Raw genomic sequence first — 16,678 nt, forward strand, 5'->3', positions numbered from 1 at the left:
GTGGTCCTCGGTTGGCCTCACCAGCGGCGTCGTCCTGATCTTCCTCGCGACCCTGTTCGCCATGGGTACCCGGTTCGACGCCCTGGCCATCGGCGACGACACCGCACGCACGCTGGGATTCTCACCGGTCCGACTGCGCGTCTACGCTCTCGGCATCGTCGCGCTCGGCGTCGGCGCCGTGGTGGCGGTGTCCGGCGCGATCGGATTCGTCGGCCTGATCATCCCGCACATCGCCCGACTGTGCGTCGGTGCCACCCACCGCGCGCTCATCCCCGTCTCGGCCCTGATCGGCGCGATATTCCTGGTCGCCGCCGACGTCGTGGCCCGAATCGCCTTCGCCCCGCGTGAACTGCCACTGGGCATCGTGACCGCGGTCGTCGGCGCCCCGCTCCTGCTCGTGCTCATCAGACGCATGCGCGCAACCTCAACATAACCCTCTGTCCAGCAAAGGAAATGACGACAACAGTGAATACCCTCCACCTCCGCCGTCTCCGGCGGCCCGCCTTACTGTCGGCGACCGTCGCCCTCGTCGCGGGCATCACCGCGTGCGGCGGTTCCACATCCTCGAACGCGCCTGTGGCGACCCCGGAGTTCCCCATGACGATCTCGAGCTGCGGACGCGAGGTCACCTTCGACGCGCCACCGCAACGAGCTGTCACCGTCGGGTCCATCGCCGCCCCGATGATCGCCGCCGCGGGCGCCGCGGACCGCATCGTGGCCCGCACCTTCGAAACCTCCTCATTCCCCGGCCAATACGCCGACCGGCTCGCCCACGCCGAATTCGTCACCCCCAAAGCGGAACTGGCGCGCGAGGAGATCATCAACCGCGCCCCCGACGTAGTCGTCAGCTTCGAAGGAGCGGCTGTCACCGCGGATGATTTGGCGCCCATGGGCATTCCGCTGCTGGTGACGCGCGGCTACTGCCAGAATGCCGCGGGCAGCTTCGATGACATTTTCGCCGACATAGAGCTCTACGGACGACTGTTCGGCACCAAACAAGCCGCCGACGCCGAGGCCACGGCACTGCGCGCACGGGTGGCGGCGGTCGCCGACAAGCCGAAGAACGGGTCGGCGTCGCGCCCCGCTGCCGCGCTGATCCTCAGCCGCGACGGCTCGACCCTCAACGCCTACGGCGCCACCAGCACCGTCAACACCCAGATGGGTACGCTCGGGCTCACCAACATCTTCGGTGACGTCGCCAAACGCCAATTCGGAGCCAACACCGAGACGCTCATCCAACGCGACCCCGAAGTCGTCATCCTGCTCACCCAGGGCGACCAGACCCCCGAATCGGCCACCGCCGCGCTGCGCGCCCGCCCCGAACTCGCCTCGGTCGAAGCGATCCGGGACAACCGGATCATCGCCGTCCCCTTCGGCTACACCGGCCCCGGCCCGGTCGCCGTCGAAGGGCTCGAAGTGCTGGCGCGCAAGCTGGAGGCACTGCGATGAGCACGCCGACCCGCCTCGAGGTCGACTACGCGATCCGCGAAGCCCGCGTCGAGGACCTGCCCGCGGCCCGCCGGATCATGCTCGACACCTTCTACAATGTGCTCGGCTGCGGCTACATGCCCGAACACCACGAGGACGTCGTCGACCCCGCCAAGACCTATCTCGAGCATCCCGACCAACGCCTGTGGGTCGCCGTGCGTGACGGGCAAGTGGTGGCCACCACCGCGATTCAGGCACGCGGCCCGAGAAATCCACCCCATCCGGCCTGGCTGGCCGAACAGTTCCCCGACGGCGTCACGGCCCAATTGTTCCGGGTCTACGTCGATCCCCCGCATCAACGACGTGGACTGGCCACCCTGCTCGTGCGGGCTGCCATCGACTTCGTGCGGCACAACCCCAACCTGCGCCGTCTCTACCTCCACACCGACGCCAAATCGCCAGGAGCACTGGAGTTCTGGCGGACCTTCGGCACCATCATCCACGACGCGCGCACACCGGACGCGGTATTCCAGACCGTCCATCTCGAGATCCCACTGGACTGAGCGCAACCGGCGCTCGCACGGGTTGCCACAGCCCCTACCTACAGCGGCCGATATCAGCGACGCCACGGCGATCGGCGCGACTCTGCTGCGCCGTAAGCGGAGAGTTCATCGTGACGGTTTCGATCGGATGGGTGAACGCTCGGGCGGTATCGTTCCCGATATGTCCACCGCGTCTGTCCTTGTCGCGCGTCTGCGCGGCGCGATGACAGGCGCGGCGTCGGGAGCGGCGGCGTTGGCCGCCCACGGCATCGGCGGCGGCATGGTTCCTACCGACAGCACGCTGGTGTTGCTGGTGGCGGGATGCGTACTGGTCGGAGTCGCCGGCGCGGGACCAGCGGGTCGCCGGTGGCTAGTGCTGCTCACCCGTCACGCCGCGACTGTTCCCGATGAACGGTGTCTCGCGGCACCGGGGCAGAGTTCGCCGTCGCCTTCGTCTGCTGCTGAGTTCGGGCCTCGGGAACCGCGGTCCGCCGGTGACCGCCGGCCGCCCTGTGAGGCGGTCCCTGTAGGTCGCGCGGGTTCGCGCGCAACCACATCAGCATGGGGACGAGCCAGATCCACTGGTGCGACCACCCCAGCGGGAACAGGGCCGCCGCGACCGCGGACGGAACCCAGATCAGGACCACGCGATCGTGCCGGAACCGGGCAACGACCAGCGCGGCCGAGCCGAGGAGCGGCACCGCCGCCGCGATCCAGAGGGCCGAATCCGACGTCACCGCCCGCGAATCGACTCAGGACCGCACGAAGGGACTGATTCGCGACGGTGGCGACACCGCCGACCCGAAGGGAATGGCGACCGACCCGTCCCCGGTGCGGGCCGCCGCCTCGTACAGCTGCCCGTCGGCGGCCCAGCCGGGCGAGGACACGAACACCCGCAGGTCGCCCAGGTAGTAGTCGCTAGCGGTGACGATCAGGAAGACGGCCATCGCCGCGAGGGAAAGCAGCAGGACAGCCGCCGCCAAGACGGCTCGCCGCCGATCCGCCGCCGGATCGGGGAGCACACCCGCGTTCCGGCGGCTTGTCGGGTCGACCGGTCGCGGCGTCGGTGCGACCCGGCCGCCGTCGGCATCTGTGTTCGTCATCGAGACCTCTCGTCACGGCGTGACCGTCACTCATTGGTCGTCGGAAGACCGCTGGAGGTTCCCGTGGGTCCGGCGATATCGAGCATCCCGACGGCAACCGCAGTATCATGGATAGCTGCGGCCTCGTCGCTCGGCGATCACCGCACGGAACGTCCGATTCTCAGATGAGGGGAGTGTCGTGTCCGAAACCAAATTCGCTGTGGATGGTCTGCATTGCCAGGGGTGCGTCGGAACGGTCGAGAAGGCGATTTCGACGATCCCCGATGTCCACCGAGTGAGCGTCGACCTCGATATCGAGGGACTGTCGCAGGTCACCGTCGACGCCGATCACGAGCTCGGCGCCGAGGAGATCCGCCGCGCGCTGCGCAGCGGCGGAAATTTCACGTTGGTCTGAATCGGCGCGTCATCGGCGCGACCGCCGGACGGCGCGCGCCGATGACGGGTGCCGATGGACTTCGCCGCGTGCAGCCGCATCTCCCCCGCTTCGGCCACAAGTCCGCGACGGGATCATGGATCGCTTGCCGGTCTTTCAATCACACCGGTTCGACACGCCGCGAAGTCCGCGGGAGTCGCAGGACGACACAGGACCACCGGCGCCCGAGCGAACTCCCTCGTTCATAGTCGCGGCGCGATGGCTCCCGGTTCCCGATGGCTCCCGGTTCCCTCGGAATCGAGTCGAATCCGGTCGCCCGGCATCCGAATGCCGGAGGCCCGAATTCAATCGCGAATCCGGCGTTCGCGCGCCCCGAACCGAGCACGGGTGATCCGGCGACCATCGAACAGCCACGACAGCACCGGCACGCGCGACACCACCGCGTAGACGACCAGCGACCCCGACAGCGCGCCGACGATGGTAGACGACCATCGCGGCATCCGCGGCGCGCGCCGCGACGGCGTTCGCACCCGATGCGAGTCTGCTCATCGTGGTTGACACCACCGCTGTCATACCCGCGCCGACCACCGGGATGAGCTGGTGACGGGCAGCGGTGACCCATTCGAGGAGTTGTTCCGCCCCGGCGAGAACCCGCTCGCGACCACTAACAGGTTCGGGGAGTTGGTATTGACTCCTGTTGCAGTGCAGTATGTTTCGTCGTGGCAGTACCGTGGATCGTGGACGACGAGTTGTGGGCAGTGATCGAACCGCTACTCCCGGTGCGCCCTCCGGGGACACCGGGTCCCGCGCGGATGGACGACCGGCTGGTGTTGCAGGGGATCTTGTTCGTGCTGGTCACCGGGATCGGCTGGGAAGACCTTCCTCAGGAATTGGGGTTCGGGTCCGGGATGACGTGTTGGCGACGGCTACGCGATTGGCAGACGGCGGACGTGTTCGACGCCTTGCACGAGACGATGCTCGCCCACTGCCACCGCGCCGGGTTGATCGATTTTGGACCACCTATGGCGGCGCCTGGGCATGGAGACGATCGTGACCCGCCTCGGCCGGCCCCGCCGTGGCCGGCCCCGCGACATGACCACCACCGAACGCGTCCTGTTCGCCCTGGTCGCGAACCGGGTCCTGGCGCCGTCGTCGAAACTGGCCGCCGCGGACTGGATCACCAATGACGTCCACATCGACGGCTTGCCCGAGACCACCGATGATGCCTGCTACCGGGCGATGGACTGGCTGGGTTCGGTGACCGACGACCTCGAACGGCAGGTGTTCGACCATGTCGAGACCCTGCTCAACCTCGAGGTCGTGATCGGGATGGCCGTCACTCGTGACGGGATCCCGGTCCGCTGCTGGTCGTGGCCCGGCAACGCCTCGGATCAGGCCCTGATCCGGCAGGTGAAAGACGATATGCGGGACTGGACGCTGTCGAAGATCGTGTGGGTCACCGACCGCGGCTTCTCCTGCGCCGCGAACCGGCAATACCTCCGCCAGGGCGATCACCACTACATCATCGGCGAGAAGATGCGGTCCGGGAGCGAGGAAGTGCGGGCCGCGATGTCACGGCAAGGCCGGTATCTGGATGTCGCGGACAACATGCGGGTCAGGGAAGTCCGTGTCAGCGAGTCGGAACGGTTCGTGATCTGCTCCAACCCCGAAGCCGCGCAACGGGATGCGGCGATCAGGGAGAAGATGATCGCCCACCTGGCGAGTTGATCGACGGCAGCGACGCGCTCACCGACTTCAAGCGGGGTGAGCTGCGCGGCAAGATCAAGACAATGCCCGGGCTGAACCGGTTCCTGCGGGTCACGCGAGCCGGGAAGCTGCGGGTCGACGCGCGTCGAAAGTGAAGGCGGAAGCCAACTTCGACGGCAAGTACCTGCTGCGCTGCTCGGATTCGTCGTTGTCGGCGGCGGATATCGCGGTCGGCTACAAGCAGCTCCTCGAGGTCGAACGCGGCTGGCGGGACATGAAACAGATCCTCGATCTGCGGCCGGTCTATCACCGGCTCGAGGAACGGATCCGCGCGCATGTCGTGCTGTGCTGGCTCGGGCTGTTGATGATCCGGATCATCGAGACCAGCACCGGCGCGACCTGGTCGGCGCTGCGCCGCGACCTGGACCGGCTACATGTCGGCACGTTCACCGGCCCTGCGGGCACGTTCCGGCGGGCGACGGAACCGACCAAGCCCCAACGCGACGTGCTGACCAAGCTCGGCATCCCAGTTCCGAAGCAGATCGTCGAGCTCACGCCGGCGTCCTGACCAGCAGCGATACACGCGCCTAGAGACACGCTCTCCGGGCGCGTTTCTCCATGTCCGGGCAGGTCAGGGCATAAATCGGTGCTCTAGCCGGACCGAATTATGCGGAACCCAGGCTCAACCGTCTCCACGACCGCGGCATCCCCACTCGCGACACCCACAAACGAACCCGGACCTGACACAGCGAGAATCACACCGAACGGCGACCGCGACGTCCATTTATGCACAAGGTGATGTCCAAAAACCCCAGAAAAAACGGGAGTAAGGAGTAGGACCCATCTGCCCTACTCCTTTAAGTGGGTCTAACGCTCCACAACCCGAACACTTCGACCGTCGAAGGGCCAGCGATTCGGATCGTGCCGGTGGGTACCCGGCGGGGGTGAGAGAACGGCCCGGGTCCGGCCTGCTGGAGTTCGGCGCGGCGCGGGTCAGACACTGCTGGCGCGAAATCGACGCTATTTGTCGATGATTCGCAAGCACTACCGCCTCATTCACCGGACCCTGTCTGGTCGTCGTCGCATTCATCGGGTTGTCTTGTATCGGGAATGGCCTGAAGGGCTGTACGGAAGCGTGGGTGAGCCTGCACGAAGGCGAACCGTTCGTCGTAGATCGGTCGGAATACCACGGGCGCGATACTTCGGCTGGCGAGCCATGCCGCCACACCTATCCCGATGGGGATCGAGCCCGGGAAGAATGCCCACACCAGGGGGCGGACCACCGTCTGAAGGTCGGCTTCGAGCCCCGCCCAGCCCGCGATGATCAGGATCGCCAAGACGAGCAGATTCGCGGCCATCACTGTCGCCAGAACTGCGGCGATACGTCGGTAGCGGCGGCCGGACTGTTCGCAGCGGTCGCAGACCGGCCAGTCGCCGATCAGGATCGTCGACATCGGCGAAAGCTGTCGTGTCGGCCACCTTTTCACCGTGATGCGGGGGAATCGAGGGTGATGGCTGGAATCGTAGAAGCACACTCTGATCGGCGTCCGGGAACGTGCGGGGCGTCCGTGTCGACTACAGAGGTCGGGAAGTTGCTGGGCAACTTCCAATTCCAGTGGTTCGACAGTCCGCGACACCACGTCCTGATACAGCAATTTGGTGTGGGGTAGAGGTTCTCGGCATCGACGCAGCCGAACCGTCGCATCGTCGACACCGGTCCAGGGCCGCTGGTAAGTCATCGGTGGCGCACCGTTATATCGGCCGTCACCAGCGGGATCGCTTGCTCGATCGCGGTGGGTCCACGGTACTTCCTTGTTCATTCCAGCCAGCCGCTCCGGCGTCGGTCCCGATAGTAGCGATCGTCGTCATCGGGTTCGTCGGGGGTGACGATCTGTTCGCGATCGGGTTTGCGGGTTCCTGGAATCACATTGCGAGGTACCACGGGACCATTGCCGTTCGCCGATCCTGCTGTCGGTTCGGCCGGGGTAGTGGACGTGTTCGTCCGGGCCCCCGGCGTGGCCGATTCCGGTGTGCTGTCGGCGGCAGATGATGTGTCGGGGATCTGATTGCGGTAGGTGTCGAGTATCTGTTCCCCGGCTCGCGCGAGTTGCTGCATCTGTTCGGGTGTTCTACTCGCGATATCGGCGATGACCTTGGGCAGTGTGGCCTCGCTGAGGCGGGTGAAGGATTCGTTGTGGGCCAGATCGCGCAGGCTGCCTCGACCGTTCATGATCTCGCGTAACTGCTTTCGCAGGTCGTTGTCGATGCCAGGGCTGTCGACGAGGACTTTCAATGCCTTCGACAGGTGCCGCGACATACCGACATCGCGGCCGACCAGATCGAGCATCGGTTCGTCGTCGCGTGTTGTCATGACACACCGGGGTGATCGTAGGAGGCTGCGGGAAGCGCAGGGAGCTGTGACGCTTCCATCGCCGCGCTGATTCCGCCCGACATCACCCCGACCAATGCCTCCGAGGCGTTCACCATGTGCCCGAGGTTACCGATGACCTTCACTACCCGGGTCGCCATATAGACGGCCAGCGCTGCGGCGACTGCCTCGAGTGCCGCTGCGGCACCGGCACCGACTCCGGTGGAAGCCGACGCGACAGCCGCGGCTTGGGTGACCGCCCATTCGATGGCGAGATCGCCCAGAGTTTGCACGAGGTCGGCGATGCCGTTGGCCATCCCGTAGGAGGCCAGCGCATAGGCGGAGATCTCATCGGCGACCTTGCTCAACGCCCCGGCTTGGCCATCCAGAGCGGCAGTCAGCGACGAGAAGTACGCGCGTGCGCTTTCGGCGGCATTCCCTTGCCAGGATTGCTCCACATGGCTCATCGCAGCGTCGATCGCCTCGTGGTACGCCTGGTTGTAGGCGGCGAGGTTGCCGATAGCGTCAGCGGACTTCTGTAGTGCGACCCAATCTCCGGAGAGGTTGTTGGTGATCGTGGCGATGCAGTTGAAACCTCCGCCGTCCACGAACGGACTGGTCGCCATCGCGATCAAGTTGTTGAGGTGGTAGGTCAAACTCGTACCGTTGCCACTGATGACGAGTTCGACGTAGTCATGGATCGGATCAGAGAAGTCCGGCTCGGACAGTTTCTCGACAGGGTAGGAAGTCGTCGGGGTCATTTGCCGAGCCTTCCGTAGTAGGTGTCCATGTTCTCGGCTTGCACAGCGTCTGTAGTCCGGTACATGCGCGAGGCGTTGGTGAGTTCGCTGGACGAATCGTCGGTCACGACGCCCAAGCGCTCATAGTTCGATTTCAACTGGTCACACACCTGTTGGAGTTGATCGAGTACCGGCGCGAGTACCAAGCCACCGCTGCTCTGGACTTCGAGCCACCTCTGGGCGTAAACGACAGCCTGGCTGTTGTCCTCGGCGATCTTCCACAACCCACGTGCCGCCGAGTCCATATCGTCCGGGCTGACCCGGAATTCTTCGGCCATCAAAACACCTACCGATTCTGCGATCGTTGCGAACGAACAACCACTCCTGCAAGGTATCTGACGCTGCCCCGTGTCATTCGGTTCCATCGACTCGGCACCGGCCTGCCACAACGGGCCTGACCATGAGGAACCATCGACTACCGCACTCGCCACTCCCCTGCGCCCATACGATTTCGACAGAAGCAGGAGAAGTGGCGCATTTACACGACCCGGACGCGAATGCGCGTCACGAACGGACATCCGCTCTCAGAACATGTGACTAGCCGTCCCGGATAGTGCGTGCCCTGACTCACAAGAGCACGTGGACAGAAACGACGCTCATCACTGATCGAACCACTGCCAAGTGTTCGCGCAACGCCCACAAATGCCAAGCCGCAGGTCGATGACCTGCGGCTTCAACAGCGAGTGGACCTTGGGGGACCTTACTACAACCCTAAAAGCGCAGGTAGAAGCCCTGAAACGCAGGCGGAAGCCCTGGAAAACCTGATCCAGAAGCTACCCGACCCCACAACATCGGCCCCACCGCCTGTGGTGAGAATCAGACCCCGGCGGGCACGGCAACTCGACGCCGATGAAGTCGCGGAGCTGATCACCGGCTACCAGGCCGGAGCAACCGTGTATGAACTGGCTGCCCGATTCGGTATCGAACGGCGCACAGTCAGCAATATCCTCCACCGACACGAGGTACCGATGCGCCGCCGCGGGCTGTCCCCCGACCAGGTCGACACCGCCATCCATCTCTACAAGCTCGGCTGGTCACTCGCCCGGGTCGGCAACCATCTCGACGTCAACCACACCACCGTCCTGACGGCACTTCGTCGGCGCGGAATACCCACGCGGGATCCTCATGGGAGAGCGCGAGTGTAATCGGTGGCTACGCTATCGCCTCGTAAGGAGAGGTGTTCCGAGACTGCGGCCCGGATGACCGGTCGGTGGCGGATCGTGGCGATGAGCCCCTGGGGTAGAGATGCCATCGGCCGATGGAGCCGGGCTTTATCGAATGAGACGCGGACGGCCCGGCCAGCTCCGATTCATCGCCGTCCGCGGCTGGTTCGACGGCCGCCGGGCCCCGCCGGAGCACGGCGACCGCCGACGAGAAACCAGAACAGGCGGCTGGCCGAACCACCACCAGGCCGACCCGCTACACCGGGCGCTGTCATCGAAACAGATGTAGCGCCGGACTGCCGTGGCGGGAGAGACTTTCGGCGTGACCGGCACTGAGGGGCTGGTACTGCCCCACGACGCGCCGGAGCATCGCTTCATGAGGTATGTCCGTGCACCACATGGCGAGCATCGGCCGTTGTATCCACTCGTCCCGGCGACGCGGCCCGCTGCGAGTCGGCCTGGATCTGTCGACCCTGGGGGCCGAGCCGCCCGATATCGCCGACTTCGTATCGGTGCTGCGACGGCGCCCGGAAATCGAGCCCGCGTTCCTCGTATTCGGCGAGCAACACGACGATCTGACCGAACCGTGGAGGCAGCGCCTCGATTGCGCGATCGTGCATGTCGTGGACTATCACAGCTTCGGCGAACTGGAAAAGATCGCCGACGCGTCGCAGGTCTGGGTGACCACCTACACCGCAGGCGAGCAGACCTTCGGCGGCTGGTGCCCGTTCTTCGGCGTCTACGCCAACCTCGACGCCCTACAGTCGGCAGAATCCGACCTCACCGAGGAAGACCGCTACCGCGCCGCAGCGCTGGCGGCCGTGGCCCTCAAACTCGGGCTAGACGTTGTGGTGACCGAGGCGCCGACCGCGGGCCGACCCGAAGTCGCCGACAACGATATCGCCGCCATGATCACCCCTCCCGACCTGCTACCGATATTCGGTCACTATCTGCGCATGACGGGAAACCTGAGCCTGCGGTACAACCGAACGGGCGTCATCGTCTACGACGATCTGCGCGCCGGATCGGTCAGCGGGGTCTACCACATCGGGATCGAGAGCCACATCCCGCATCTTCGCCACCTGATGGTGGCCGCCCTGATGGGCAGGCACACCGATGTCGTCTCCGACCTCGGCTCGATCTCGGCACGGGCCCAGCGCGCGCTGCGCGCGCTCGACGAGTTGCTGGCCGCACTGTCGACCCACAACGGGCCGCACACACCTACCGCCGATACCACCGAGCGGGTCAGCGAGGCATTCGACCGCGAACTGCTCTACCTGACCGCAGTATTCGACACATTCGGCCGACTGTTCAGACGGCTGCACGACGGCCGGGGACCGAAGAGGAACGAACCCAAGAGCCTGCACTCTCTGCCCCTAATCACCAGCCACATCGTCGAGAAATACGCCGCCGGTGAGATCGTGGACCGGATCGTCGAATACAGAACCTACGCCTACATCACCTCGACACTGCGCAACTACATCCATGAGGCCGTACTGCCGACTGGGCCGGTACCGAGCCGTGGATACGGCAGCGCTACCACCATCGCCGTAAACCTCGACCTGCTCGACGACGTGAAACTCACCCAGCAACAGGTCGCCAAACTCGGCGTCTGGAAGGCCAGCACCACGGTCCTGTCGGCCGAACCGACGACCGTCGGCGACTTGGCCACCTTCGCGGTCACCTTGATGACCACGGCGCTCGCCTACGTCGACACAGTGATCGAATTGATCCTGTTCCACCACCCCACCGACCCCACCGCAGACGCCCACCCACTCCTCGGATGCGCGCCAAAAGACCTCCATATACCCGAGCCACGCCCGGACGAATTGCTCATCCGCAGCTACTTCGGCTGGTAATCGGAGCAGCGAAACGGCCGGCGCCTGCCGCACGAAGGCCCACCGCTGGAACTCCTTGCGGGTACCCCTGGGCACTGTGACCCCGGTCCGCGAGAGTTGTCAGTGGCGCGGAATATCCTGTCGCGCATGCGGATCCTGCACACGTCCGACTGGCATATCGGGTTCCGGATGCGTGGCATGCCCTTGCTGGCCGCTCAGCGGGTCATACTCGTCGGGGAGATCCCAGCACTCGTAGAGGAGTGGGAAGTCGATCTCGTGGTCGTCGCTGGCGATATATACGACAGAACCGATCCATCTGAGGCCGAGGTTGCTGTGTGTCAGGACGCGTTCGCCGCGATCCGAGCTGCTGGCGCGCAGCTGCTGATAATAGCAGGTAACCATGACTCACCGATCCGTCTGGGAGCCGGAGCAGTGTTCTCTGCCGCAGGCGGGTTGCACTTGGTGACCAGCGTGGCCGGCATCGGCAGGCCGGTGTTGTTCGACGACGAGCACGGGTCTGTCGCGGTGTACGGGGTTCCATGTCTGCAGTTCACTGGATCCGCGCTCGGTTGTGGTGCGGGCCGGTCGCACGCCGATCGCTGGCTTACCGCGATGACGCGAGTGCGTGCGGACCTGGCGGGCCGTCCGGAAGCGCGTTCGGTGGTGGTCGGTCATGTTCCAGTGGCCGACCCCACCGAACGCGGTCCGGAACGGTTGCGGGTCGGTAGCCGTCACACGGTCCCGGTCGAGGTGTTCGCCGGAATCGACTATGTCGCGCTCGGTGACCTACACTGGCCGCACGCGGTCTCCCGCGCGGTCCGCTACTCGGGCTCGCCTCTGCCCTATGTCTACGACTTCGGCCCGCGGCCCATCGATTTCGACCCGCCGAAATCGGTCTGCATGATCGACCTCGGCGCAGACGGGCTGACCTCGACCACCGAAGTCCCTCTACTCATGCCGTCTGGACTGGTCCGGGTCGAAGGCACCCTCACCGAGCTCACGGCCGCCACGCGGTCGCTGGACTACGTGCACGCAACGCTGACAGACGCCTTTCGGCCATCCGGGGCATGGAAGCAGCTACGCAGGCGGTTCCCGTTCCTGGTTCGCGCGGAATGGGTCGATCCCGTCACCGCGAGCGTGACTCCACTTCATCCTGATGAAGCCGAACCACACGCGTCCCTCGCCACAAGCATGCCTGTGACCGGCGAGCTTTGGCGCGGGTTCTACGGCGAAATGGACCAGCCGTGCCTACGCTGCGGCGCGCACCCTGGACGCCCCTGCTTCCAGATTCGCAGCGCCATCGGCGCCTCGACCATCAACACCTTCCATCGCGAACGCGGACTCGACGCCGCCGAACTGGCTCGGCTCGGCTATCAACCCTACGAGGTCGACGACCACGGCACCCACCGCCAGCTGTGGCGCACCGAAAGCCAGTGGCCAGTACACCGGGACGGCTGCCACACCCTACCGCCGACGCCGGCCGAACGGCCCGGCCTTGCCGAAGGTCGCCCGAACCGTCTTGGGATCTGCGCCGCACCGGGGTGCGCGGCGCCACTGAAACAGCGCCGCGGTGGCAGACCAGCACTGTACTGCTCCGGCAAATGCCGTGTTCGCGCCCACCGCGCACGCACACCGGTTCCCGCAACGTGACCAGCACGCGGCTTGAATTCGCCAGCGCAAGCAAGTGTGATGGAGTCCATCGGTGATGAAAGAACAGCAGTCGACGTCCCTGGCCGCCCTGGTCTGCGAGCAGCTCGACCAGGCGGCGGCACCGATCCGGAGCACTGGTGCGATGGTGATTTGCGGATTCCCCGCATCAGGCAAGTCCTCGGCCGCGCGGTGGCTCGCCGCGGGGATGGGCGCGGTCGTGTTGGACAAGGACACACTCGCACCGGCGTTGGAGGAGTCGGTAATGACGCGGCTGACCGGCGATCCGTTCGATCGCGATTCCGACACCTACCGCGAGGTCGTTGCGCCGGGCATCTACGACAGCCTCATCCGTACCGGCCTGACCGTGGCCACCCACCACCCGGTGGTGCTGGACGCACCGTTCCTGTCGACCATGCGTGCGGCAGGCGCCGCAGGACTTCCGTTGGGAGTTTTCATGCGACAGCACACCGAAGCTGAGGCGGACCTGCCGGTCGTGACCGTGTGGATAGACTCGCCCACCGAACAGGTTCGACAGCGGATGATCGCACGGGGTTCTGCCCGCGACGCACCCAAGTTGGCGGACTGGACTGGGTATCGGTCCGGTGTTCTCGATTCCGGAGTTCGGGAACTGGCCCGCACAGTGTGCGATCTCGTGATCGAAAACTGAACCGGATTCTGATCAGTACGCCGGGTTGTCACGGTGGAGTAGCGGAAGTATCGATCTCATGACCGTGTGGATCTCTCGCGCATGTTCGGGTGATGCTGAGGTCAGCGGTGGCCGGACTAGGGTCGGGAACCCGGGCAGCCGGGTCGACACCGCGGCTTTGGCGAAGGCGACATCGCTGATGGGTAGTCGTTTACGGGCGTCGGTGTAGCGGTCGAATTCGTGTTGCCGGGCCTGGGCACGCTCGATGTCACCGGCCGCCACCGCCGCTGCGACCGCTACCGGCAGCTCCGCGACCGGCCCTCCGGCGCCGGTGACCACCCCGGCCGCCCCGATCTCCGCGATCCGGGCCCCGATCCGGTCGTCACCGAGATACACCCGGAAGTCGGGGCCGATCTGCTGATACTCGTAGGTCAATGAGCGGTCCTTCCCGGAGTCTTTGATCCCGGTCAGCTGCGGAAACTCTCCGGCCAGCTGCGCGGCGAGCCGCGGTGGGATTGGTGCCTGGGTGTGGCGTGGGAAGTTGTACAGCAGTGTCGGGCGCAGGCAGTGCGGCAACACTGCGCGGAAGTAGGCCCCGATCCCGGTTTCGGCAGCCTCGGCGAAGAAGAACGGGTTCATCACCGCCAGCGCATCGGCGAAGTCGCTGGCGTGGCGCGCCAATTCCACGGCATCACCGACCGCGCATGCACCCACGTGCACGACCAGGACACCGCTCCACCTGCTTCGGCAGTGCTCGGCGACCTGGATCCGCTCGCGCACCGTCAGACTGGCGAATTCCCCGGTGGTTCCGTTGACCAGGACCGTCTCGACACCCGCAGCCCCAATCAGATCCAGATAGTCGCTCAACGCCGAAAGATCCAGGTGACCGCCACGTTGGTACGGCGTTACCGTAGCGACAATCGGACAGGAGAAGGATTCGGTCACGGCCCCCAGCCTCCCACGCTCTCCGCAGCGCATCGTGCGGACGAGAGGCTCGGCGAACGCCTCGGGACGTACGCCGTGCGGAGCATCTACTGTGCGCGGGCTGCGATGAGGTGGAAGAACCGTGCGGTATGGGTGTACGGAGCGCGGTGGGACAAGGTGAGTTCCAGCCGCTCGAGCTTGCTGTAGAAATCCGGGTCGGACTTGCGGGAGTCGTCGACGATGAGGTCGCAGACACAGCGGATGCCGTACCTCCCGATAACGCTCAGCTCCGCCGTGCGCAGGTCCGCCGCGACCCGGTCGGCATAGCAGGCGTGAGTTCTGGTGTCGTACGCGCCGCTGTACCGGGTGGGGCTATCCAGCAGCCACAGTGCTTCGTCCAGATCCAGGCCACGCACCGCACTCAGCAGTGGGTCGGTGTCAGCGTTGGGTGCTATCAGCGACAGCACCCCAGCCGGCCGAAGCTGGTCCGCCAGCATGGTTGCGGTGCGTTCCCTCTCCGGAAGGTACTGAAGCACGTTATGCAGTAGCACGACATCGAAGCCGTCGGTGCCCAGCGTGGCGCCGAGGGAGTCGATATCGGCCGGGTATGTGGTGATGTGGTCGCGGACGCCACGCTCGGAGGCGATCGTGTTCGCTTCGGCGAGGGACTGGGGTGAGGGGTCGGCGATGGTGACGTGGTGTCCGCGTCGAGCGAGTTCAACCGCTTCCACACCATTGCCACCACCGACATCGAGGATCTCCAGTCCTCGCTCGGCGGGCAGGTGCCGGACAAGGTTCGCCATCGCCACCGTGTACCGCAGCCTGCCCCATGGGCTGGCCTGCCATTGCTGGAACTCGCCCAACTTGTCGTCGAACATCATTGATTCAGCTCCTTCTGCTCACCGCGACCACCCCGATCAGGCGGCACCGCGCCGCGTAATTATCGTGCCGTTCCGGCGCCTTCGTGAGCAGGATCGGCGCAGAATCGTTGTCATGGAACGCATCTCGTTCGACATCGACGACTATGAACGGCGGGTTCGCTCGAAACCGTGCTTCATCTGCGCCATCGTCGCGGGACAGCACGACTCGAAGCTTGAGCAGATCGTTGCTGAGGACGATGAGAACATCGCGTTCCTGTCCCGGTATCCGACCCTGCCCGGCTACGTGCTCGTTTCGCCGAAACATCACCATGAGCATGTGGTTGACGACCTGGACGAAGACGAATATCTGCGACTGATGAGAATGGTTCGCCGCGTTGGGAGAGCACTGCAAACGGTGGTCCCCACCGAACGGCTATATATCGCCAGTCTCGGCAGCCAACAGGGCAACGCTCACCTCCACTGGCACGTTGCCGCCCTACCACCTGGAGTGCCCTACCGCGAACAGCAATTCCATGCCCTGATGGCGGAAAACGGAATACTGTCCTGGTCTCTGGAGCAGGCAGTCGAACTCGCCGGCCTCATCCGCGCCGCCTTGGCTGCCGACGGCACGAACTGAACCACCATGCGTCGAAGAATTCATATCCGCAGGTAGCTGAGTAACCGCCAAGTGTAGGACCAATCCCTAAATTGTTTTCCGATGGACTCGCGAAAAATATTGCTGTGGAAATCTTTTCGCTGAATTACCTATTGATGGTCTCCGGGCGCACATATAGCGTCGTATCCGCCAGAATTGAGACGCCCCGGCTGGTGGGCCAACACCAGACCGGGGCAGGTACGGAGAAAGGGCTCCGCAATGCAAAGTGTAATCATCTCGGTCGGGTCCGAGGTCGAAGTCGAGGCACCATACGACCGCCGTTTCCACGACGCGGCGGACGAACTCGGTGGCACACCCACCTCGGATGGTGAAGCGTGGCGCTTCTCCCGCAACGACGAAGAACGTGTCCGCCAACTATGCAGCACAATCTTCGGAGAAGACCAGGGCACGACCCCGGCGACGGACCAGCCGCTCGACCGCTCCGAAGTCGGCACCAGCGAGGCTTCGGAACTGCCTGTTGTGAGCACCCATCAACGGCGGGCGGACCTGCTCGACCGTCTCGACATGCTGCTCGACGAGGTCGCTGAGGTACATACCGCCCTGCAAGCGCTGAAGTAGGGGCTGGCCTGCCACACAGAAATCAGAGGGCTTCGACCGGTG

At 65.0% G+C, this 16,678-nt stretch carries 19 protein-coding genes and 2 pseudogenes; 12 read left to right on the plus strand and 9 right to left on the minus strand.

The window, feature by feature from the left end:
• The 3 genes from APZ21_RS19740 to APZ21_RS19750 all read left to right on the plus strand — a co-directional run.
• Nucleotides 1-433 (plus strand): FecCD family ABC transporter permease (locus APZ21_RS19740; protein ID WP_156371213.1); only part of this gene is annotated, 433 nt, incomplete at its 5' end.
• A gap of 164 nt (nt 434-597) precedes the next feature.
• Entirely contained in the window at nt 598-1,449 is an 852-nt protein-coding gene (locus tag APZ21_RS19745; RefSeq protein ID WP_162240366.1) for an ABC transporter substrate-binding protein, read from the plus strand.
• On the plus strand, nt 1,446-1,991 hold the full coding sequence (locus APZ21_RS19750) for a GNAT family N-acetyltransferase (protein WP_054814832.1): 546 nt from the start codon (nt 1,446-1,448) through the stop codon (nt 1,989-1,991). Before APZ21_RS19745 ends, APZ21_RS19750 begins: the two co-directional genes overlap by 4 nt.
• A gap of 359 nt (nt 1,992-2,350) precedes the next feature.
• Here the strand turns inward: APZ21_RS19750 and APZ21_RS34225 are convergent, their stop codons facing one another.
• Both APZ21_RS34225 and APZ21_RS19760 read right to left on the minus strand, forming a co-directional pair.
• A complete protein-coding gene (locus APZ21_RS34225; RefSeq protein ID WP_054814833.1) occupies nt 2,351-2,707 on the minus strand; it encodes a hypothetical protein in 357 nt (118 codons plus the stop codon).
• Between the two features lie 15 nt (nt 2,708-2,722).
• Entirely contained in the window at nt 2,723-3,073 is a 351-nt protein-coding gene (locus APZ21_RS19760) for a hypothetical protein (RefSeq protein WP_054814834.1), read from the minus strand.
• A gap of 178 nt (nt 3,074-3,251) precedes the next feature.
• Here APZ21_RS19760 and APZ21_RS19765 point away from each other — a divergent pair, with 178 nt between their 5' ends.
• Complete coding sequence (locus APZ21_RS19765; protein WP_054814835.1) at nt 3,252-3,467, plus strand: heavy-metal-associated domain-containing protein; 216 nt, start codon at nt 3,252-3,254, stop codon at nt 3,465-3,467.
• Nucleotides 3,468-3,790: 323 nt separating this feature from the next.
• Here the strand turns inward: APZ21_RS19765 and APZ21_RS34230 are convergent, their stop codons facing one another.
• Nucleotides 3,791-3,976, minus strand: a complete 186-nt coding sequence (locus APZ21_RS34230; protein ID WP_156371214.1) for a hypothetical protein — start codon at nt 3,974-3,976, stop codon at nt 3,791-3,793.
• Between the two features lie 204 nt (nt 3,977-4,180).
• On the opposite strand from APZ21_RS34230, the pseudogene APZ21_RS35705 reads away from it, so the two are divergent.
• Both APZ21_RS35705 and APZ21_RS36420 read left to right on the plus strand, forming a co-directional pair.
• Nucleotides 4,181-4,459 (plus strand): annotated as a pseudogene (locus tag APZ21_RS35705) (transposase); the annotation flags it as partial.
• A pseudogene (locus tag APZ21_RS36420) lies at nt 4,458-5,721 on the plus strand (IS1634 family transposase); the annotation flags it as partial. The pseudogenes APZ21_RS35705 and APZ21_RS36420, both read left to right, overlap by 2 nt.
• Nucleotides 5,722-6,205: 484 nt before the next feature.
• On the opposite strand, the gene APZ21_RS19780 reads toward APZ21_RS36420, so the two are convergent.
• The 4 genes from APZ21_RS19780 to APZ21_RS34800 form a co-directional block, all read right to left on the minus strand.
• Nucleotides 6,206-6,607: a hypothetical protein gene (locus APZ21_RS19780; protein WP_054814838.1), complete on the minus strand. Its 402-nt coding sequence runs from the start codon at nt 6,605-6,607 to the stop codon at nt 6,206-6,208.
• A 362-nt stretch (nt 6,608-6,969) separates the two neighbouring features.
• Nucleotides 6,970-7,524, minus strand: a complete 555-nt coding sequence (locus tag APZ21_RS19785; protein WP_054814839.1) for a hypothetical protein — start codon at nt 7,522-7,524, stop codon at nt 6,970-6,972.
• A complete protein-coding gene (locus APZ21_RS19790) occupies nt 7,521-8,282 on the minus strand; it encodes a hypothetical protein (RefSeq protein ID WP_054814840.1) in 762 nt (253 codons plus the stop codon). Before APZ21_RS19790 ends, APZ21_RS19785 begins: the two co-directional genes overlap by 4 nt.
• Nucleotides 8,279-8,599, minus strand: a complete 321-nt coding sequence (locus APZ21_RS34800) for a type VII secretion target (RefSeq protein WP_054814841.1) — start codon at nt 8,597-8,599, stop codon at nt 8,279-8,281. The genes APZ21_RS19790 and APZ21_RS34800 overlap by 4 nt, the downstream gene beginning before the upstream one ends.
• 528 nt (nt 8,600-9,127) lie before the next feature.
• Between APZ21_RS34800 and APZ21_RS19800 the strand changes: the two genes are divergently transcribed.
• The 4 genes from APZ21_RS19800 to APZ21_RS19820 all read left to right on the plus strand — a co-directional run bounded on the left by APZ21_RS19800 (nt 9,128) and on the right by APZ21_RS19820 (nt 13,639).
• Nucleotides 9,128-9,466 carry a helix-turn-helix domain-containing protein gene (locus APZ21_RS19800; RefSeq protein WP_043736664.1) on the plus strand — a complete coding sequence of 113 codons (339 nt, stop codon included), beginning with the start codon at nt 9,128-9,130 and terminating at the stop codon, nt 9,464-9,466.
• 401 nt (nt 9,467-9,867) lie between these two features.
• Complete coding sequence (locus tag APZ21_RS19805) at nt 9,868-11,343, plus strand: hypothetical protein (RefSeq protein WP_043736662.1); 1,476 nt, start codon at nt 9,868-9,870, stop codon at nt 11,341-11,343.
• Between the two features lie 177 nt (nt 11,344-11,520).
• Nucleotides 11,521-12,972, plus strand: a complete 1,452-nt coding sequence (locus APZ21_RS19815) for a metallophosphoesterase (protein ID WP_228806990.1) — start codon at nt 11,521-11,523, stop codon at nt 12,970-12,972.
• Nucleotides 12,973-13,027: 55 nt separating this feature from the next.
• The gene (locus APZ21_RS19820; RefSeq protein WP_051047265.1) at nt 13,028-13,639 is read left to right on the plus strand and encodes a P-loop nucleotide/nucleoside kinase family protein; all 612 of its coding nucleotides are present in this window, start codon (nt 13,028-13,030) and stop codon (nt 13,637-13,639) included.
• 12 nt (nt 13,640-13,651) lie between these two features.
• Here APZ21_RS19820 and APZ21_RS19825 read toward each other — a convergent pair whose 3' ends face one another.
• Complete coding sequence (locus APZ21_RS19825) at nt 13,652-14,596, minus strand: dihydrodipicolinate synthase family protein (protein WP_082393294.1); 945 nt, start codon at nt 14,594-14,596, stop codon at nt 13,652-13,654.
• Between the two features lie 53 nt (nt 14,597-14,649).
• Complete coding sequence (locus tag APZ21_RS19830; protein ID WP_043736656.1) at nt 14,650-15,423, minus strand: class I SAM-dependent methyltransferase; 774 nt, start codon at nt 15,421-15,423, stop codon at nt 14,650-14,652.
• Between the two features lie 112 nt (nt 15,424-15,535).
• On the opposite strand from APZ21_RS19830, the gene APZ21_RS19835 reads away from it, so the two are divergent.
• Together APZ21_RS19835 and APZ21_RS19840 are read left to right on the plus strand one after the other, a co-directional pair.
• Complete coding sequence (locus APZ21_RS19835) at nt 15,536-16,039, plus strand: HIT family protein (RefSeq protein ID WP_043736653.1); 504 nt, start codon at nt 15,536-15,538, stop codon at nt 16,037-16,039.
• 174 nt (nt 16,040-16,213) lie between these two features.
• Complete coding sequence (locus APZ21_RS19840; RefSeq protein WP_169812115.1) at nt 16,214-16,636, plus strand: hypothetical protein; 423 nt, start codon at nt 16,214-16,216, stop codon at nt 16,634-16,636.
• The last annotated feature ends 42 nt before the right edge of the window (nt 16,637-16,678 follow it).

This window comes from Nocardia arizonensis (assembly GCF_001310275.1).
Taxonomy (GTDB): Bacteria; Actinomycetota; Actinomycetes; order Mycobacteriales; family Mycobacteriaceae; genus Nocardia; species Nocardia arizonensis.